Source organism: Roseobacter denitrificans OCh 114, assembly GCF_000014045.1.
GTDB lineage: Bacteria > Pseudomonadota > Alphaproteobacteria > Rhodobacterales > Rhodobacteraceae > Roseobacter > Roseobacter denitrificans.
On sequence record NC_008209.1, the window covers coordinates 2,396,410 to 2,412,326 of the forward strand.

At 56.8% G+C, this 15,917-nt stretch carries 14 protein-coding genes and 1 tRNA gene; 9 read left to right on the top strand and 6 right to left on the bottom strand.

Features of this window, described 5'->3' with window-relative positions:
- The first annotated feature begins 7 nt into the window (after positions 1–7).
- From RD1_RS11545 to RD1_RS11555, 3 genes are all read left to right on the top strand, one after another.
- Complete coding sequence (locus RD1_RS11545) at positions 8–505, top strand: Lrp/AsnC family transcriptional regulator (RefSeq protein ID WP_044033443.1); 498 nt, start codon at positions 8–10, stop codon at positions 503–505.
- Positions 506–536: 31 nt separating this feature from the next.
- Positions 537–1,091, top strand: coding sequence for a tetratricopeptide repeat protein (locus tag RD1_RS11550; RefSeq protein WP_011568687.1), 555 nt, complete (start codon positions 537–539; stop codon positions 1,089–1,091).
- Positions 1,092–1,250: 159 nt separating this feature from the next.
- Positions 1,251–1,336: transfer RNA gene (locus RD1_RS11555), tRNA-Leu, on the top strand.
- Between the two features lie 229 nt (positions 1,337–1,565).
- Here RD1_RS11555 and RD1_RS21305 read toward each other — a convergent pair.
- The gene (locus RD1_RS21305) at positions 1,566–1,955 is read right to left on the bottom strand and encodes a hypothetical protein (protein ID WP_245897266.1); all 390 of its coding nucleotides are present in this window, start codon (positions 1,953–1,955) and stop codon (positions 1,566–1,568) included.
- 217 nt (positions 1,956–2,172) lie between these two features.
- On the opposite strand from RD1_RS21305, the gene RD1_RS11560 reads away from it, so the two are divergent.
- A complete protein-coding gene (locus RD1_RS11560; protein WP_253186797.1) occupies positions 2,173–4,164 on the top strand; it encodes a methyl-accepting chemotaxis protein in 1,992 nt (663 codons plus the stop codon).
- Positions 4,165–4,614: 450 nt separating this feature from the next.
- Here the strand turns inward: RD1_RS11560 and RD1_RS21380 are convergent, their stop codons facing one another.
- The 5 genes from RD1_RS21380 to RD1_RS11590 form a co-directional block, all read right to left on the bottom strand.
- A complete protein-coding gene (locus RD1_RS21380; protein ID WP_011568689.1) occupies positions 4,615–4,743 on the bottom strand; it encodes a hypothetical protein in 129 nt (42 codons plus the stop codon).
- A gap of 1,566 nt (positions 4,744–6,309) precedes the next feature.
- Complete coding sequence (gene metG, locus RD1_RS11575) at positions 6,310–8,028, bottom strand: methionine--tRNA ligase (RefSeq protein WP_011568691.1); 1,719 nt, start codon at positions 8,026–8,028, stop codon at positions 6,310–6,312.
- A 69-nt stretch (positions 8,029–8,097) separates the two neighbouring features.
- Entirely contained in the window at positions 8,098–9,330 is a 1,233-nt protein-coding gene (locus RD1_RS11580; protein ID WP_011568692.1) for an MFS transporter, read from the bottom strand.
- A 65-nt stretch (positions 9,331–9,395) separates the two neighbouring features.
- On the bottom strand, positions 9,396–9,992 hold the full coding sequence (locus tag RD1_RS11585) for a YceI family protein (protein WP_011568693.1): 597 nt from the start codon (positions 9,990–9,992) through the stop codon (positions 9,396–9,398).
- Between the two features lie 57 nt (positions 9,993–10,049).
- Positions 10,050–10,667 (bottom strand): ImuA family protein, encoded by a 618-nt coding sequence (locus RD1_RS11590; protein WP_044033109.1) that lies wholly within the window; start codon positions 10,665–10,667, stop codon positions 10,050–10,052.
- A 146-nt stretch (positions 10,668–10,813) separates the two neighbouring features.
- Here RD1_RS11590 and RD1_RS11595 point away from each other — a divergent pair, with 146 nt between their 5' ends.
- From RD1_RS11595 to RD1_RS11615, 5 genes are all read left to right on the top strand, one after another.
- On the top strand, positions 10,814–11,857 hold the full coding sequence (locus RD1_RS11595; protein WP_011568695.1) for an aldo/keto reductase: 1,044 nt from the start codon (positions 10,814–10,816) through the stop codon (positions 11,855–11,857).
- Positions 11,858–11,955: 98 nt separating this feature from the next.
- On the top strand, positions 11,956–12,870 hold the full coding sequence (locus tag RD1_RS11600) for a 3-keto-5-aminohexanoate cleavage protein (RefSeq protein WP_011568696.1): 915 nt from the start codon (positions 11,956–11,958) through the stop codon (positions 12,868–12,870).
- Between the two features lie 23 nt (positions 12,871–12,893).
- A complete protein-coding gene (locus RD1_RS11605) occupies positions 12,894–13,358 on the top strand; it encodes a hypothetical protein (protein ID WP_011568697.1) in 465 nt (154 codons plus the stop codon).
- Positions 13,355–14,824, top strand: coding sequence for a carnitine 3-dehydrogenase (locus RD1_RS11610; RefSeq protein ID WP_011568698.1), 1,470 nt, complete (start codon positions 13,355–13,357; stop codon positions 14,822–14,824). The genes RD1_RS11605 and RD1_RS11610 overlap by 4 nt, the downstream gene beginning before the upstream one ends.
- 102 nt (positions 14,825–14,926) lie before the next feature.
- Positions 14,927–15,844, top strand: a complete 918-nt coding sequence (locus RD1_RS11615; protein ID WP_011568699.1) for an EamA family transporter — start codon at positions 14,927–14,929, stop codon at positions 15,842–15,844.
- The last annotated feature ends 73 nt before the right edge of the window (positions 15,845–15,917 follow it).

The window sequence follows — 15,917 nt, forward strand, 5'->3', positions numbered from 1 at the left end:
AAAAAAGATGGAATTTTTATCAGGTGACAGGACAAATGAGCAAATGGATATCGACCGGTTTGATCGTGCGATCCTGTCCGTACTGGCCGAAGATGGCCGGATCAGCATCACCGATCTGTCCAAGCGGATCGGCTTGTCCAAATCGCCCACGCAAGCGCGTCTGCGGCGGCTCGAACAAAGTGGTGTCGTGATCGGATATCGGGCCTTGCTGGACCCGATCCGATTGGGCTTGGATCACGTGGCTTTCGTCGAAGTGCGCCTGAGTGATACCAGAGAGGCGGCGTTGAATGCGTTCAACCTCGCGATTGCGCGGGTGCCGCAGATCGAGCAAGCCCATATGATTGCTGGGAATTTTGACTATCTTCTGAAGGTGCGCACGCGCGACATGTCTGATTACCGCCGCTTTCTGGGCGAGACGATCTCGGAGCTGCCCCATGTCGAAAACACCTCCACCTATGTGGCGATGCAGGCGGTGAAGGAAACAATGCTGGCGGAAAAGGGTTGACGCGCGACGGCGGCGGGTCATTCTGCCAGACATGAAACTGAAACTCATCGCTCTTTGTTTTTTCGCGGCGCCCGCCTTTGCGCAATGTCCGCCGGTGTCGGATATCACGGGGCAGATTGAACAACTCGCGGCAGAGGCCCGCACGGCCGAGAATGAAATGGCCGGGCGCGCGGTCTCGGATCAGATGTGGCAGCTTTGGTTGATCGCGCCTGATGAGCCTGCGCAGGAAATGCTGGACGCGGGCATGCGCGCGCGCACCAGCTATGATTATCATGCCGCGATTGAGGCTTTCTCGCGGCTGATCGACTACTGTCCCGCCTATGCCGAAGGGTACAACCAGCGCGGCTTTATCCAGTTTCTGCGTCAGGATTATGAGGCGGCATTGGTGGATCTGGATGCGGCCTTGGCGCGATCTTCAAACCATGTGGGCGCGCAGTCCGGACGGGCGTTGACCCTGATGAACCTTGGCCGAATCGACGAGGCGCGTGTGCAATTGCGTGAGGCGCTCGAAAACAATCCGTGGCTGTCTGAACGCGCCTTGCTCAACGAAGGAGCGCCGCTTGCGCCGGTGGGTCAGGACATCTGAACGCCGTGACCTGAAGCATCTTTGACCGATTTCTGCGCGCGTGGCTGTCTTTTTGTGAGCCGTCGATTTTTTCTTGGTATGCACCGCAAAGCGCGTTGTTTTTGGTGCCCCGGGAGGCTACGAAGATGAAGCGTGTCCGATCAGGTTGCGCCATGCCGTGCGGGCGTGATGGAATGGTAGACATATCAGACTTAAAATCTGAAGGGCGTATGCCCGTGTGGGTTCGAGTCCCACCGCCCGCACCATGACGTAGAAAAATTACATAAATATCAAAATATTACGTCTCTTTACTAATCCTTATTGTATCGGCCCATCGCGGCACGCGCTCAAGCGCGGCAAACAACATGCATTCTGGCGAAGGGGCGGCTCATCGTGTCGCAAGCGTTAAGCGGTCTGTAACACCTGTGTTGTAACTGTGATCGCAGGCGCAGGGCGTGAACGCCTTTGTCGTTGGGTACACTACTATTACCGGGGTTACAAAATGCCACTCTTCAAACGGTCCAATGCAGATGGAAATCCGCTGAATTCCTTGTTTGTCAAATGCACATTCATGGTCATTCTATGCGTCTTGGGGGTTGTTGGCACGATTACCGTGAACGAATCCCGAAGTAAGACAAAACTGACCGAAAAAGCGTTGAGCGAACGGGCGTCCGAAGTAACGGGACTACTCTCCATGCAATTGGGCGGTGCGATCCGGTTCGGCAATTCAGAGGCGATCAGCGGTGTTGTGTCCGGTGTGATTGAAGCGGCCAGCCCCGACGCGACAGGTGCGCGCGTTGTGAACATCAACGGTGACGTCCTGTATGACAGTTTTCCCGGCACGCTGGATACCGCTGCAATAGAATCGTTGACGTCCCAGGCCATTTCAGAGGCTCAACCTGTGGCCTCACCCGACGGTTTCACCAAAGCGGTTCCGGTGTTTTTTGGGGATGACCGGGCGCTGGCAGGTGTGGTCGTGACGGATTGGGATGCGACGCATCAACTCGCACTTTTGCGCATGACGCAGAACGAGAACCTGATGCTGGGCTCGATTGCGATGCTCGTCGGTCTGATCCTGTCTGGTTTTTTTCTGCGCACGCAAATGTCCAAACCGCTGACGCGGATCGAATGCGCTATGACCAGTGTTGCCGAAGGCAGTTACGATGTCGACGTGCCGTTCACCGCGCGCGGCGATGAAATTGGGAAGATTTCGCGCCGCTTGGACAGCTTTCGTGTCTCTCTGGCTGATGCAAAGGAAGCTGAAAGGGAGAGCGCGTTCAAAAGCGCTGCCTTTGGTGGGTCAAGTGCACCAATGATGATGGCGGATGAAAAGTTGTCTGTCATTTTTATCAACCCAAGCTGCGACGCGCTGCTAAACACCCTTGAGGCGGATATCACAAAGCTCTGGCACGGGTTCAAAGCTGACACAGCGCTTGGATCGAACTTGACCGATTTTCAACCGCTCAAGGCAATCACCGACAAGATACTCGCGTCCGGGCAAACGGCGTTTCCCCTGTCCGAAGTTGTCAAGATTGGCGATCATCTGGTGGAACTGTCGCTCAATGCGGCTCTTGATGAGCATGGCAACATGATCGGCGCCGTTATCCAATGGAGTGATCGAACGAAGGCCGCGCGAAATGCAGCAGTCCTGGATGCAATTGACGAGAACCAGATCCGCGTCGAGTTTAATGCCAAGGGCCAGGTTCTTGGGGCGAACGGCAATGCCGAGACACTATTCGGTTCGGACGCTGAGGCGCTGAAGCAAAAGACATTCGATTCATGTTTCGTATCCAATGCTGATGGAACTTTGACAGCAGCCCAGATGCTCGGTGCCGTTTTGCGAGGGGAGCCGCTGTTTGGACAGTTCAAGCTGCTTTCGTCCACGGGTGAAACAGAAAAGCAGGTAGATGGCAGTTTTGCAGCGGTTCTTAATCCCGAAGGCTCGGTGGAACGGGTAATTTTCCTCGGAACGGATGTCTCCGAGAATACAGTTTTGCTTCGCAAAGCAGAAGAGGAACGTTTGCATATCTCGCAAGAGCAGGCGGCTGTCGTGGAGGCCTTGGGTGTTGCATTGAAGGGCTTGGCAGATGGTGATCTGACCAAGGAAATCACCAATACTTTTCCGTCAGATTATGAAAGCCTGCGTCGAGACTTCAATCTGGCAGTGGAGTCGCTGCGAAATGCCGTTGGTGCTGTCACTCACAATGCTGACTCGATCAGGAATGAAGCTCAGGAAATCACAAGTGCTGCGGATGATCTGTCGCGCCGCACGGAAAAGCAGGCAGCAACGCTTGAAGAAACCGCAGCCGCGCTTGACGAACTTACCAGCTCTGTACGCTCTGCTGCTCTGGGTGCGGATGAAGCGTCAAGGATTTCGGCAGAGGCCCAGACCAATGCAGAGACCGGCGGCGAGATATCGCGTCAAACCGTAATTGCGATGAACGGCATCAAGAACTCCTCGCAAGAGATATCGAAAATCACTTCGGTCATTGATGATATAGCCTTTCAAACAAACCTGTTGGCCCTGAATGCCGGCGTGGAAGCTGCGCGCGCAGGGGAGGCGGGACGTGGCTTTGCAGTGGTTGCGACTGAGGTGCGCGCGCTAGCACAGCGGTCTTCCGATGCAGCCCGTGAGATCAACACATTAATCTCGGACTCCGGAGAGCAGGTAAGGCAGGGTGTGGAACTTGTGGATAAAACGGGCGACGCCTTGGCCGCCATTGTGAATTCTGTGGCAGAGATTTCGCAGCGCGTCTCCGGGATCGCCTCCTCTTCCAAGGAGCAGTCCGTTGGGTTGAATGAAATTAACTCTGCCGTCAATGATCTCGACCATGTAACTCAACAGAATGCCGCCATGTTTGAAGAGACGACCGCAGCCAGTCATGCGCTGACCGCCGAAGCAGATGCGCTGGTTGCTGCAGTCTCTAAGTTCGAACTCGGCACGCTCAGTGCGATTGCACGTGGAAATGACAAGGCACGACCAGCACAGGAGGAGCGCGTTGCACAACCACGTCCACGTTCGGACGGCAATGCAGCGCTGGCTGTTGATCACAATCAGGCGGAACAGCTTGATGCAGGCTGGGAAGAGTTCTGATCAGTCGCAATGCTACTTAGCATCTTGTGATTTTTTAGGAAGGGAAGCACGCGACTTGATCTGACATTGCGGCTCCTGCAGCACGCAACAAGGAATGACGATTAACGACAAGTATTCAATAGAAGATCATCAAGCCTGAGCCGGAGATGTTCTAATTTGCGAGGCAATTAAGGCCTGTTGCGAAAGTGTGAAACATATTGGGGCATCCGCGGGACAGCTCTCGCTGGTTCAAATAGTTTTTCGAAAAAGGCGGTAAGAAAGCTGTCGTTGACCCAACCCATAGGTTATCGCTTCTGAGAACCGGGTTTAAGAGCATTTCAAGCGCGAGCCGGTCGAGTTGGCCTTCGAGAGCCCGGTTTCGGGTCAGTAACGCGCCAATTGGGAACTGCCGCAGAAGGGGACCATGACGTGGTCATCGGCTGTCCGTTCAGCTTGGTTCAGGAACGATCTTCACACCATGAGGAAGCGATAAAAGGCGTCGGAGGCGCGGGCCGCCCAAAACAGCATCCCGCTTAGCAAGGGCCAGATGGCCGCGCTGGAAATGATGGAGGCAAGGAATGTGGCTGTTGGTAAGATCAAGTACCACCATCCCGGGCTTCTCGCCTCTCAGGATACCTGATACCTTGAAAAGATGAAACGTGTAGGTCGGATTTGCGCTCTAACCTTCGTTGAAACCTACGCCCGCTTGGTATGTTACAAGCTGTACACAAAAAGACAGCAATCACGGCAGTAGATTGGCTGCATGATCACGTTATTCCATTTTTTCGACCAATAATTGAAGTATCAGCGCATCCTGACAGGTCGCTGTGGCAAGGTTGAGAACCACGCTTATCTGCTTGAAACACACCCGTTGCGGATGTGGGTCACACGAAACCCAAAGCGAAGGGTCCGCACACGAGTGGGAGATGTGAGCGCTTTCAACGCACAATCAAAGGCAAGTTTTACGACAACACCTCCTACAGAAAGCTGCATCGTTCACAAAAGAAATCACAGTCCGATCAGGAGGCACGGCAGGCCAAGTAGAACGCGCAGTAACCTCGTTCTGGCAGAAAACGTTTTAGCGAAACGCCTATGCAGGCCTTCCGCGAACCGTTTTTTCATCGCTGCCAAGATAACCATCAAAACAGCTAACAACGCGTTCAGCGACCAACCCATTTTTAGCCTCGCACGCTCAGGCGTCCGCCAGAGCAAGTCTGAAGTGTTAATCATTACGGCCATGATGTTTTGTCCACTTTGCAAAATCAGTCTCATCTCGCCGCGTGAATGTAATGGCAATATGGAAGCTATTTTGACGAATGCGCTGCGGGGTCTTTAATCGTTGTGACATCTGCGTCCGTCCTCCATTTTTCGGCAATCGTCTAGCAGTTCGAGAGCCGGTGCATTTTTTCAGTGACCTGCCCCCGGCCTCCCCATTCAAAGCGAGAGAATAAAGGTCTGTTTTCATGTTGGTCGTCGTTGGTTCGTGCAACCGCGCCAGGCGCGGCGCCGTCAAATGGCTGAAACGTTCGGCACGCTTGGGCGGGTGCTCTGTCTCCGAGCGAGGAGTCTGATCCGACCAAGGCCCGGCAGAGCATTGCGCAGCAAAGTCACGAGGGGCGTGCTACAATCCTTCCGCCAGAGCGCCAGTTTTCGCGGCGCGTTATCAAGGCCGTCGAATGTCTTTTCGTCTGTGTCGGGGCGAGACATTTTCTTACGGTGCTTTGCGTAGCTTTCGCGTTCCAGCATCACGTCGGTCCGGCGGGAGCCAAACTGGCGACGCTGTGTGACATCATCCGCGCGCTACAGGGTTCTGATATTGCGGCCCACTTTGGTCTTCTGCCCCTTTCTTGCCCAAAGTGGACGAGGCGCGTTGCGATGCGCGGGCAGGTGCCGGCAAAGCTCATGCTCTATGCCTTCCATGGTCGCCTATCAGGTATTGCATTGTTTTCTAAAAAAAATTGCACTATGGACTCGCCCCCCATCGCATGCGGCCCGAGCCCGCCATCTTGGCAAGCAGGGGTCAATGTGATGGACTTTTCCGGCTGGCCCAATAGATAACAGTCAGTACTGCCCCGCAGAGCGAGTTTGCATGCATGAAGGTGGCGCCTTTGATAGGCAATCAACTTACGCCGCGCTGCACTTTCGGCATCAGGACATCTGAAGTCTTCAGCTTTGGGTGCCCGAAAACTTCGCACTATAGGTTGCGCGATCCTCATCCGTCAGCTTTGCAAAAAGCACTTCGGGCACTTCGAACGGATCACCCGGTTTCATGCTTGTTACGAAGTCTGTGCACGTATCTGGCCAACGCGCAGAGGGATGTCCGAGGCATTTCAGGATCTTTTCAGAGGCATCCGGCACAAAAGGTGAAGACAAGACGCCGAACAGGAGGGCCAAATTCAGCCCTAGCCGCGTTTGCATGGCGGCGGTTTCGGGGTCTGTCTTGAAAACAGACCACGGGGCAACGGTTTGCAGATACTCGTTTCCACTGGCCCAGATCGCGCGCAACTCCTGTGCCGATTTTCGAACTTCCATCGCGCCCATGTAATCCTGATAGCGCGTGAGGCTCTCATCCAGCTTGGTCAGCAATTCCAGCTCCGCCGAGCCATATGCTCCGCCGGCCGGCACTTCGCTGCCGAATTTCGCAGCGCAGAACTTTGTAATCCGGCTGACAAAATTGCCCAAGACGTCTGCCAGATCCTTGTTTACTGATGACTGGAAGTTCTCCCAGGTAAACTCGGAATCGCTGTTTTCGGGCGCATGGCTGAGCAACCACCAACGCCAGTAATCCGCCGGCAACAACTCCAGCGCCTGATCCATGAAAATACCCCGACCCTGCGATGTCGAAAACTGTCCGCCATCATAATTCAGGTAATTGAAGGACTTGAGGTGATCGACCATTTTCCACGGCTCACCCGAGCCGAGCAGGGTAGCGGGGAAACTCAAGGTGTGGAACGGCACGTTGTCCTTGCCCATGAATTGCGTGTAGCGCACATCATCTGCACCCTTGTCCGTCCGCCACCATCTTTCCCAGTCGGATTGTTCCAGATTGTTTGCCTCGGCCCACTCTGACGCACATGCGATATATTCAATCGGCGCATCGAACCAGACATAGAACACTTTGCCCTCCATGCCCGGCCAATCCTGCGTGCCTTTCTTGACGGGGATGCCCCAATCGAGGTCCCTCGTAATACCGCGATCCCGCAGACCGTCCCCATCATGCAGCCATTTCTTGGCGATCGAGGTCGTCAGGACGGGCCAGTCGGTTTTGCTGTCAATCCAGGCGTCCAACTGGTCCTTGAGCACGGATTGTTTGAGGTAGAGATGCTTGGTCTCGCGCACCTCAAGGTCGGTCGAACCTGAAATCGCGGAACGCGGTTCAATCAGATCGGTCGGGTCCAGTTGCTTGGTGCAGTTCTCGCATTGATCTCCGCGCGCCTTGTCATAGGCGCAATTGGGGCAGGTCCCTTCGATGTAGCGATCTGGCAGAAAGCGGCCATCCGCATGTGAATAGACCTGCTTTTCAATCACTTCGTCGATCAGGTTCGCTTCGTCCAGTTTGCCTGCGAAATGCTGCGTCAGACGATGGTTTTGCGCACTTGAGGAGCGTCCGAAATGATCAAAGGATAACCGGAAACCCTTGGCGATCTCCGACTGGATCGCGTGCATTTCTGCGCAATACTCATCAACCGGTTTTCCGGCTTTGGCTGCGGCCAGTTCTGCGGGCGTGCCATGTTCGTCCGTTGCACATAAAAACAGAACCTCATGGCCGCGCGCGCGCAGATATCTGGCATAGAGGTCGGCGGGCAATTGGCTGCCGACCAGATTTCCCAAGTGCTTGATACCATTGATATAAGGAATCGCAGAAGTGATGAGGTGACGTTCCAAAACGTGGCTCCGTAGGCTGATTTCTTGCACAGGGTCTACCTCAGGTGATCCGTGAGGGCCACGGCGAAATTAACGCTTCGTTTCACGCTTGCGGCTTTTTCCGGTCAGCCGGCCGATCAGAAACGACGTGCGCGGCGCATAGGTATAACGGGTTCTGTCAACAGGAGAGGGTCGGGCGCGCATCCGCGTCAACCCAAACGCCACAAGAACCGCATGCCCGACCGCGATCATCATGAACAAGGCCGCAGGCCCGTAGTTTTCGATCAGGAGCGAGGCAAGATAGGGGGCCGCGATGGCGCCAAGCGCGAAATAGAACATCAGTGCCGCGGAAAGCTCGACGCGCTCGTCATCGGTTGCAAAATCATGCGCATGGGCGGCCGCGACCGAATAGATCGGAAAGGTCGTCAAGCCGAAAAGACCTGCCGCCAGCATGATACCTGCGGTGCCAAGGTCTGCTGCGCTGATGGTAACGGCGGAACTGACGATAGCGGCAACTGAAAGCCAGATCAGAACCCAGCGGCGGTCGTATTTATCGGCCAGCCATCCCATGGGATATTGCGCCACGGCGCCGCCAAGAACAAATGCGGACAGGAAATAGGCGATCTGTTCCGTGTTCAACCCGACCTGCTGCCCATAAACGGGGCCGACCATGCGAAAGGAGGCGCTGGAGAGGGCCGCGACGATCACAGCCGCCGCCGCGAGGGGGGAGCGATGCCACCCAAGGCGCGGGCGCAACCGGGGGGAACTTGGGGTGACGGGTTGCTGCACGGTAGAAAGGGTGATCGGCAGGAGGGCAGCGCAGCAAATGATCGCCAGTATATTGTAGGAGACGTAGGATGCAGGTTCCAACACGCTGATGACCATCTGAGCGGCCAGCGAGCCTGTCATATCGACAATACGGTAGACGCCCATGGCCCGCCCGCGTGTCTGGTTGGTGACCTTGGCCTGCAGCCATGCTTCGATCACGGTGTAGCATCCGGCGACACACATGCCTGTGGCGACACGCATCAGCGCCCAGGCATAGGGGTCGAGCACGAGCATATGGCTCATCAGGCCAATGGCCCCGGCGGCGGTGAAGGCCGCAAAGGCGCGTGAGTGGCCGATACTGCCCATCAGGCGTGGCGCCCACCAGCACCCGATAAAGAAACCGAGAAAATGCGCCGATCCCAGTAGACCGATCTGTTGTTTGGAAAAGTCGAGCTTCAGTCCTGACAGCGCATCAAGCGGTCCGACTCCACCCGATGAAAGCTGCAACAGCAGGACCGACAGAAACAGAGCAGCAAAGGAAATGAGCAGTCGCATGGTAAGACGCACCCTACGCGCTTGTTGGATAGGGCCTTGCGCTTATTCGACAAAGGGCGTCGTTTTCAGGCCCGGGCGCGGATTTCTGCGCGGATGTCCAACAGGACGGTATCGTCTGCCAGACCCGCGTATCCGCTCGCCCCATAGGCGGCGCGGCTGAGTTCTCCGTTCAGTTGAATGAACAGCACTGACAGATCATCCGGGGCGGTGCCGGCCGGGCGGCTCAGCACGGCATCAAGGGTGATGGGGCGCGTGACACCGCGCAGCGTCAGCTGACCTTCGATCTGCGCCCCTTCGGAAATGCGACCGTTGGCCCCCAGTCGAATGCGGGTCGATGTAAAGCGCACCATGGGATGGGTGGCGGCATCCAGCAGTTCGGGGCTTTTTATCGCCTGCGTGATCAGCAGGAGGCCGGATCGGACCTTGCGCACATCGGCTGTCACCTGTGCCGTCGAATTGGAGAGGTTCTGCCGATCAACGAGAATGTCAGCCCTTTGCACAGGGACGGTGCCTGATTGGCTTGCCCCGTTCGAGGTAAAGATAAAGGCAACGCGGGAACCTTCGGCAACCAACTCATAGCTTTGGGGGCGGGCGTGCCCCGCACCCGCCAAAGCGCTGAGCGCAGCCGCGATGAACATGCGTCGGGTGAGGGGTGAGGTCATGCTGCACAGCTCCTTTGGCAGGATAACATAGGCCGGTTCGGGCCGTTTTCCCGGGCCTCACGACCTCTTGATAGACAGTTTATGCGCGTTTGTGTCCTTGCACACCGTCCAGTCTTTGGGGGGGGCTGCGCGGGCCCGTCGTCGTTCCAGCCGCCAGCATTCACGTGCGCCGGCGTGCCTTGGGCTGAGGTGCCAGCGTGTTTCAACACCGGCTGCACCACCTTGCCCCGGTGTCAGCAGCAGCCCGGACGAAGACCCCGTTGCACTTTTGCTGCCTGTCTCTGCGGCGAGGTGCATGCGCCTGACCTGTGTCAGGCTGGGCAAGGCTGGCAGATCTGCAATGCTCAAGGCAACAGCGCCTGAACGCAGAACCTCCTCCATCGTCCACAGCAGGTCTTCGGTGCGCTTGGGGGACACGAAAATCAGACGTGCAGGATTGATCCAGGCGCAAACACCATCACTGTTCAGCTTTTCCTGACCCAATGCGGGGGCAATCCACAGCACGGGGCCCTCTGTTTGTGCCGCAAGCCACATCGCAAAGCTGCGCCGCGCCGGGCCGCTGGCCTCATGTACACGTCCCTGCACCAGAGCCATTTCCGGCTCATCGGGAATAAACCCGAGCGCGGGCGCCGTATATGCCGGACGCCGCGCCAGAAGAGGATGAGAAATCGTCATACGCAAAGATATAATGTTCTATTTTTGTTCTCAATGTAAAACTTACCAGGATGCAAAACAGTCAGTGTGTATAGAGAGGTTGTAAACCACCTTGCGGTTATCGCAGCCCTGATTACTGTGAGGCGAGCAGGAAAAGGGAATACACGATGAAGATGAATCCACTGGGCCACTCGGGAATTGAGGTATCAGAGTTCTGTCTGGGGTCCATGACCTGGGGGACGCAAAATAACGCAGAAGAGGCGCATGATCAGATTGACCGCGCGTTGGATGCAGGCATTAATTTCATCGACACCGCCGAGATGTACCCTGTGAACCCGGTTTCGGAGGAAACAATCGGTCGCACGGAACGCATCATCGGCCTGTGGTTTGAGCGTGATGAGCGGCGCGAGGATGTGATCCTTGCCACCAAACACTCCGGTGAGGGGTTGGCATCCGTTCGCGAAGGCGCACCCATTTCATCCGCGACGATTGCCGAGGCGGTTGAGGGTTCGCTGCGCCGTCTGAAAACCGATTACATCGACCTCTATCAGTTTCACTGGCCCAACCGCGGCAGCTATATGTTTCGCAAGAACTGGGCCTATGATCCTTCCTCGCAGTTGATGCTGGACACGAAACATCACATGGAAGACGCGCTGGACGCGCTGCAAAAGCAGGTGAAGCGCGGGACGATCCGCGCCTTTGGGCTCAGCAATGAAAGCGCATGGGGCACGACGAAATGGATCGAGACGGCCGCGCGCGTTGGCGGGCCACGGGTTGCTTCCGTGCAAAACGAGTATTCGTTGCTGTGCCGCCTTTATGACACCGACATGGCCGAGATGTCGCTTCAGGAAGATGTGCCGCTGCTGGCCTTTTCCCCCTTGGCGGCCGGTTTGCTGACGGGGAAATATCAGGGCGGCGCCGTGCCTGCGGGGTCGCGGATGTCGTTGAGCAAGGATCTGGGCGGGCGCAAGACCGCGCGTGCGTTTGAAGCTGTTCAGGCATATCTCGAAATTGCGCAAAAACATGATCTGGACCCTACGCAGATGGCATTGGCATGGTGCAAAACCCGACCCTTTATGGGTTCCATCATTTTTGGTGCGACGACACTGGCGCAGCTTGATGTCTGTCTCGGTGCGATTGATCTGGAATTATCTGCGGAGGTTGTGGCGGATATTGATGCAGCCCATCGCGCGCATCCCATGCCCTACTAACCCTTTACTTATACGGTATCCTTTGCGGCAGAATCGGATTATCCCGGCTTTGCCGGGCCTTCCGTTCGCCCGTGTTGCGCGTAAGAAAGGGATGACTGATGCCACTGGCCATGAACAAAGACGTATTTATCACCTGTGCTGTGACAGGTTCGGGGGCCACGCAAGACCGCAGCCCGAAAGTGCCCAGATCCCCCCAAAGCATCGCTGAAAGTGCTATCGCCGCCGCCAAGGCCGGGGCCGCCATCGTCCATTGTCATGTGCGCGACCCTGAAACCGGCGCGCCGAGCCGCGATCTTGACTATTACCGGGAGGTCACTGACCGCATTCGGGACGCCGAAGTCGATGTGATCCTGAACCTGACGGCCGGTATGGGGGGCGATATGGTGTTTGGCGGCACGGAAAACCCCTTGCCACTGAGCGACGCGGGGACTGACATGATTGGCGCGACGGAGCGGGTGGCCCATGTCGCCGCCTGCCTGCCGGAAATCTGCACCCTTGATTGCGGTACGATGAATTTTGCCGAATCCGATTATGTCATGACCAACACCCCGGGCATGCTGACGGCCATGGGTGGCATGATGACTGAACTGGGCGTCAAGCCCGAGATCGAAGCCTTTGACACCGGGCATCTTTGGTATGCAAAACAATTGGTTGCCGATGGTGTTCTGGACAGCCCGGCGCTGGTTCAGCTGTGCATGGGCGTGCCGTGGGGTGCGCCGGATGACCTCAACACCTTCATGGCGATGGTGAACAACGTCCCATCCGACTGGACGTTTTCGGCCTTCGCCCTTGGACGCCATCAGATGGCCTATGTTGCGGCGGCTGTGCTGGCGGGCGGCAATGTGCGGGTCGGACTGGAGGATAACCTCTGGCTGGAAAAGGGCGTTCTGGCGGAAAATTGGCAGTTGGTGGAGCGCGCGCAAAACATCATCGAGAACATGGGCGCACGCGTCATCGGTCCTGCCGAGGTGCGCGCCAAGCTGGGTCTTGAAAAACGCGCGCCGCGCGGATGACCGTCACACACAGGATGATCCCGATGTTGGCGACTGCGCTGCTGTGCGCGTCTTGTGCGGTTGAGCGAGGGGGCGCTTATCGCGACGCTGCTGCCCCGATGGGTGTCACAACGCGCTTTGATGCCGCGCGTTTTGCCGGGTCATGGATGCTTTGGGAGTCGTTTGGCCCGGCAGCCCCGGGCAGTTTCGTTTTTGAAGAGCGTAACGGTGTACTGCAGATTTCGGGGCCTGCCGCCTTAGATTTGGCCGGCGATTATCGCAACGGCGCGCCGGGCGAGTTCGTCGCAAAGGCCCCAAATGGTGAAACCCTTGTGGTGATGTGGGTGGATGAAGATTTTGAAACAGCAGCCATTGGTACGGTATCGGGCAGCTTTGGTGCGATCCTTGACCGGGATGGCTTTGTGCCCCCTGACCGGGCACAAGCCGCACGCGATATCATGGAATTTTACGGATGGGATGTCCGCACCTTGGAAAGGACAGTGTTGTGACACATAGGGCAGCGATCATCGGTGGCGGTGTCATCGGCGGCGGTTGGGCGGCGCGCTTTTTGCTGAACGGTTGGGATGTGCAGGTTTTTGACCCTGATCCCGAGGCGGAACGCAAGATCGGGCAAGTGCTCGCCAACGCGCGGCGCAGCCTGCCGGGCCTGACGGATGTGGCGCTTCCCCCAGAGGGGCGTTTGCAGTTTTGCGAAACGCTGCAAGAGGCAGTGGAGCATGCGGACTGGATACAGGAAAGCGTGCCTGAACGCCTTGATATCAAGCATGAAACACTGGCCGACATTCAAAAGATGTGCCGCGCGGATGCGGTGATCGGCTCATCCACATCGGGTTTCAAACCCTCCCAATTGCAAGAGGGCGCGGCACGACCCGGGCAGATCATGGTGTGTCACCCGTTCAACCCGGTTTACCTTTTGCCGCTGGTCGAAGTCGTCACAACACCGGCGAACACCGCTGAAAGCGTGGAGGGCGTCAAGACGCTCTTGCAAGAGGTGGGGATGTATCCGCTGCATCTGAAAAAGGAAATCGACGCGCATGTGGCTGATCGTTTTCTCGAAGCGGTCTGGCGCGAGGCGCTTTGGCTGGTGAAAGACGGCATCGCCACGACCGCTGAAATCGACGATGCGATCCGTTATGGCTTCGGTATTCGCTGGGCGCAGATGGGGCTGTTTGAAACCTATCGGGTTGCGGGCGGAGAAGCCGGCATGAAGCATTTCATGGCCCAATTCGGTCCCGCATTGAAATGGCCCTGGACCAAGCTGATGGATGTGCCGGAGTTTAACGACGATCTTGTTGATCTGATTGCCGGGCAGTCCGACGCGCAATCGGGCGCATATACGATCCAGGAATTGGAACAAATCAGAGACGGTAACCTTGTTGCCATGATGCGTGCGCTCAAAACCCAGAACTGGGGTGTGGGGGCCTTGCTGGCGCAACACGAAGATCGTCTGCGCAACGCGGATGCGGTATCTTCACCCCTCGATCACACCGCACCGGTTGTCACGGGCAACCGTGTCGTGCCGCTGGATTGGACGGATTACAACGGGCATATGAATGAGGCGCGGTATCTGCAGGCTTTCGCGGATGCGACGGACCGTTTCATGGCGATCATCGGCTGCGATGCGGACTATATTGCCGCCGGTCACAGCTATTTCACCGCCGAGACGCACATCCGGCATCTGGATGAGGTGAACGCAGGACAGATCATTCGCATCGAGACAACGGCATTGGGCGGCGGGGGCAAAAAGTTGCATCTGTGGCATGAGATGTATGTGGGGGGGAAACTGATCGCCACGGGGGAGCATTTTCTTTTGCATGTGGACCTCAAGACCCGCAAGGCTGCGCCGGCAAGCTCGGCAGTGGATAAGGCCCTGAAAAAATGGATAGACGCACATGGCAAGCGGCCACTTCCGGAGGGGGTAGGGCGCGCAATCAGATCATCCGCACCGCGCTGAAACGACAGGCTGTGATCCAGCGGAGCGAGCTTGCGCTCGCATTACATTTTTTGTCCGCATCGTGGATAGGTTGGGGGACAGGGATTTGAGGGCTCAGGCAGCATGAACCTTTTGCAATCTGAATTATGGATTCTGGTCTCCTTTGCCGCCGCGGGTTTTCAGACGGTGCGGTTTTTGCTGCAGAAGGTTCTGTCGACAGCGATTCTGTCACCTACCGGGGCTACTTTTGCGCGTTTTGTCTATTCGGCACCGATCGTCGTTCTGGTGATGGCGGTATATGTGAAGATGAGCGGCGCGCAGGTTGGATTTGGGTCCATGGCGTTCTGGGCCTTTGCGGTTATGGGGGGCTTGGCGCAGGTCTTGGCAACGATCTGCGTGGTTACACTGTTTAAGACGCGCAATTTTGCGGTGGGGATCACCTTCAAGAAAACCGAGGTGATCTTATCCGTTGCCATCGGATTGATTTTACTGGGTGAGGGTGTGAGCCTCGCGGCGTTTGGGGCCATTGCGCTTGGCCTTGTCGGCGTGCTGCTCTTGTCAAAACCGCCCGATGTCACAGGGTGGGGCTGGGGGCAGATCTGGAACAAGGGCGTGGCCCTGGGGTTGAGTGCGGGTGCCCTGTTCGCGGTTTCAGCGGTGAGCTATCGTGGTGCGTCGCTGGAGATTGCCGTGTCAGACCCGATTATCCGGGCAGGTCTTACCCTTGGCGCTGTGACGACGTTGCAGATGATCGGCATGGGGCTGTGGTTGTGGTGGCGCGACAGGGACCAGATTGCTGCCGTTTGGGGGGTGCGCCGTGTTGCGGTCTGGATAGGCCTGCTGTCTTTGGGCGGTTCATTCTGCTGGTTTCTGGCCTTCACGCTACAAACTGCCGCCTATGTCAAAGCGGTTGGGCAGGTGGAGTTGGTGCTGAGCCTGCTGGTGTCCATTCTGTTCTTTTCAGAGCGTGTGTCATGGCGTGAACTGACGGGGATCGCCGTGCTCTGTGTATCTATCGTCTTGTTGATCCTCGTCACTTAAAGCGTCTTACGAAAAATCTGAAACACCAATTATGACGCTACGCTCTGAAACCCTTGGTTTCAGAGCGTAGCGT

Bases quoted from the DNA above. Each gene is read 5' to 3' on its own strand.
- RD1_RS11545 (WP_044033443.1), top strand. From the start codon at position 8: ATGGAATTTTTATCAGGTGACAGGACAAATGAGCAAATGGATATCGAC.
- RD1_RS11550 (WP_011568687.1), top strand. From the start codon at position 537: ATGAAACTGAAACTCATCGCTCTTTGTTTTTTCGCGGCGCCCGCCTTT.
- RD1_RS21305 (WP_245897266.1), bottom strand. From the start codon at position 1,955: ATGGCCTGGGACGTCAACGATTCTATTGCAGCGGTATCCAGCGTGCCG.
- RD1_RS11560 (WP_253186797.1), top strand. From the start codon at position 2,173: ATGTCCAAACCGCTGACGCGGATCGAATGCGCTATGACCAGTGTTGCC.
- RD1_RS11580 (WP_011568692.1), bottom strand. From the start codon at position 9,330: ATGCGACTGCTCATTTCCTTTGCTGCTCTGTTTCTGTCGGTCCTGCTG.
- RD1_RS11585 (WP_011568693.1), bottom strand. From the start codon at position 9,992: ATGACCTCACCCCTCACCCGACGCATGTTCATCGCGGCTGCGCTCAGC.
- RD1_RS11590 (WP_044033109.1), bottom strand. From the start codon at position 10,667: ATGACGATTTCTCATCCTCTTCTGGCGCGGCGTCCGGCATATACGGCG.
- RD1_RS11595 (WP_011568695.1), top strand. From the start codon at position 10,814: ATGAAGATGAATCCACTGGGCCACTCGGGAATTGAGGTATCAGAGTTC.
- RD1_RS11600 (WP_011568696.1), top strand. From the start codon at position 11,956: ATGCCACTGGCCATGAACAAAGACGTATTTATCACCTGTGCTGTGACA.
- RD1_RS11605 (WP_011568697.1), top strand. From the start codon at position 12,894: ATGTTGGCGACTGCGCTGCTGTGCGCGTCTTGTGCGGTTGAGCGAGGG.
- RD1_RS11615 (WP_011568699.1), top strand. From the start codon at position 14,927: ATGAACCTTTTGCAATCTGAATTATGGATTCTGGTCTCCTTTGCCGCC.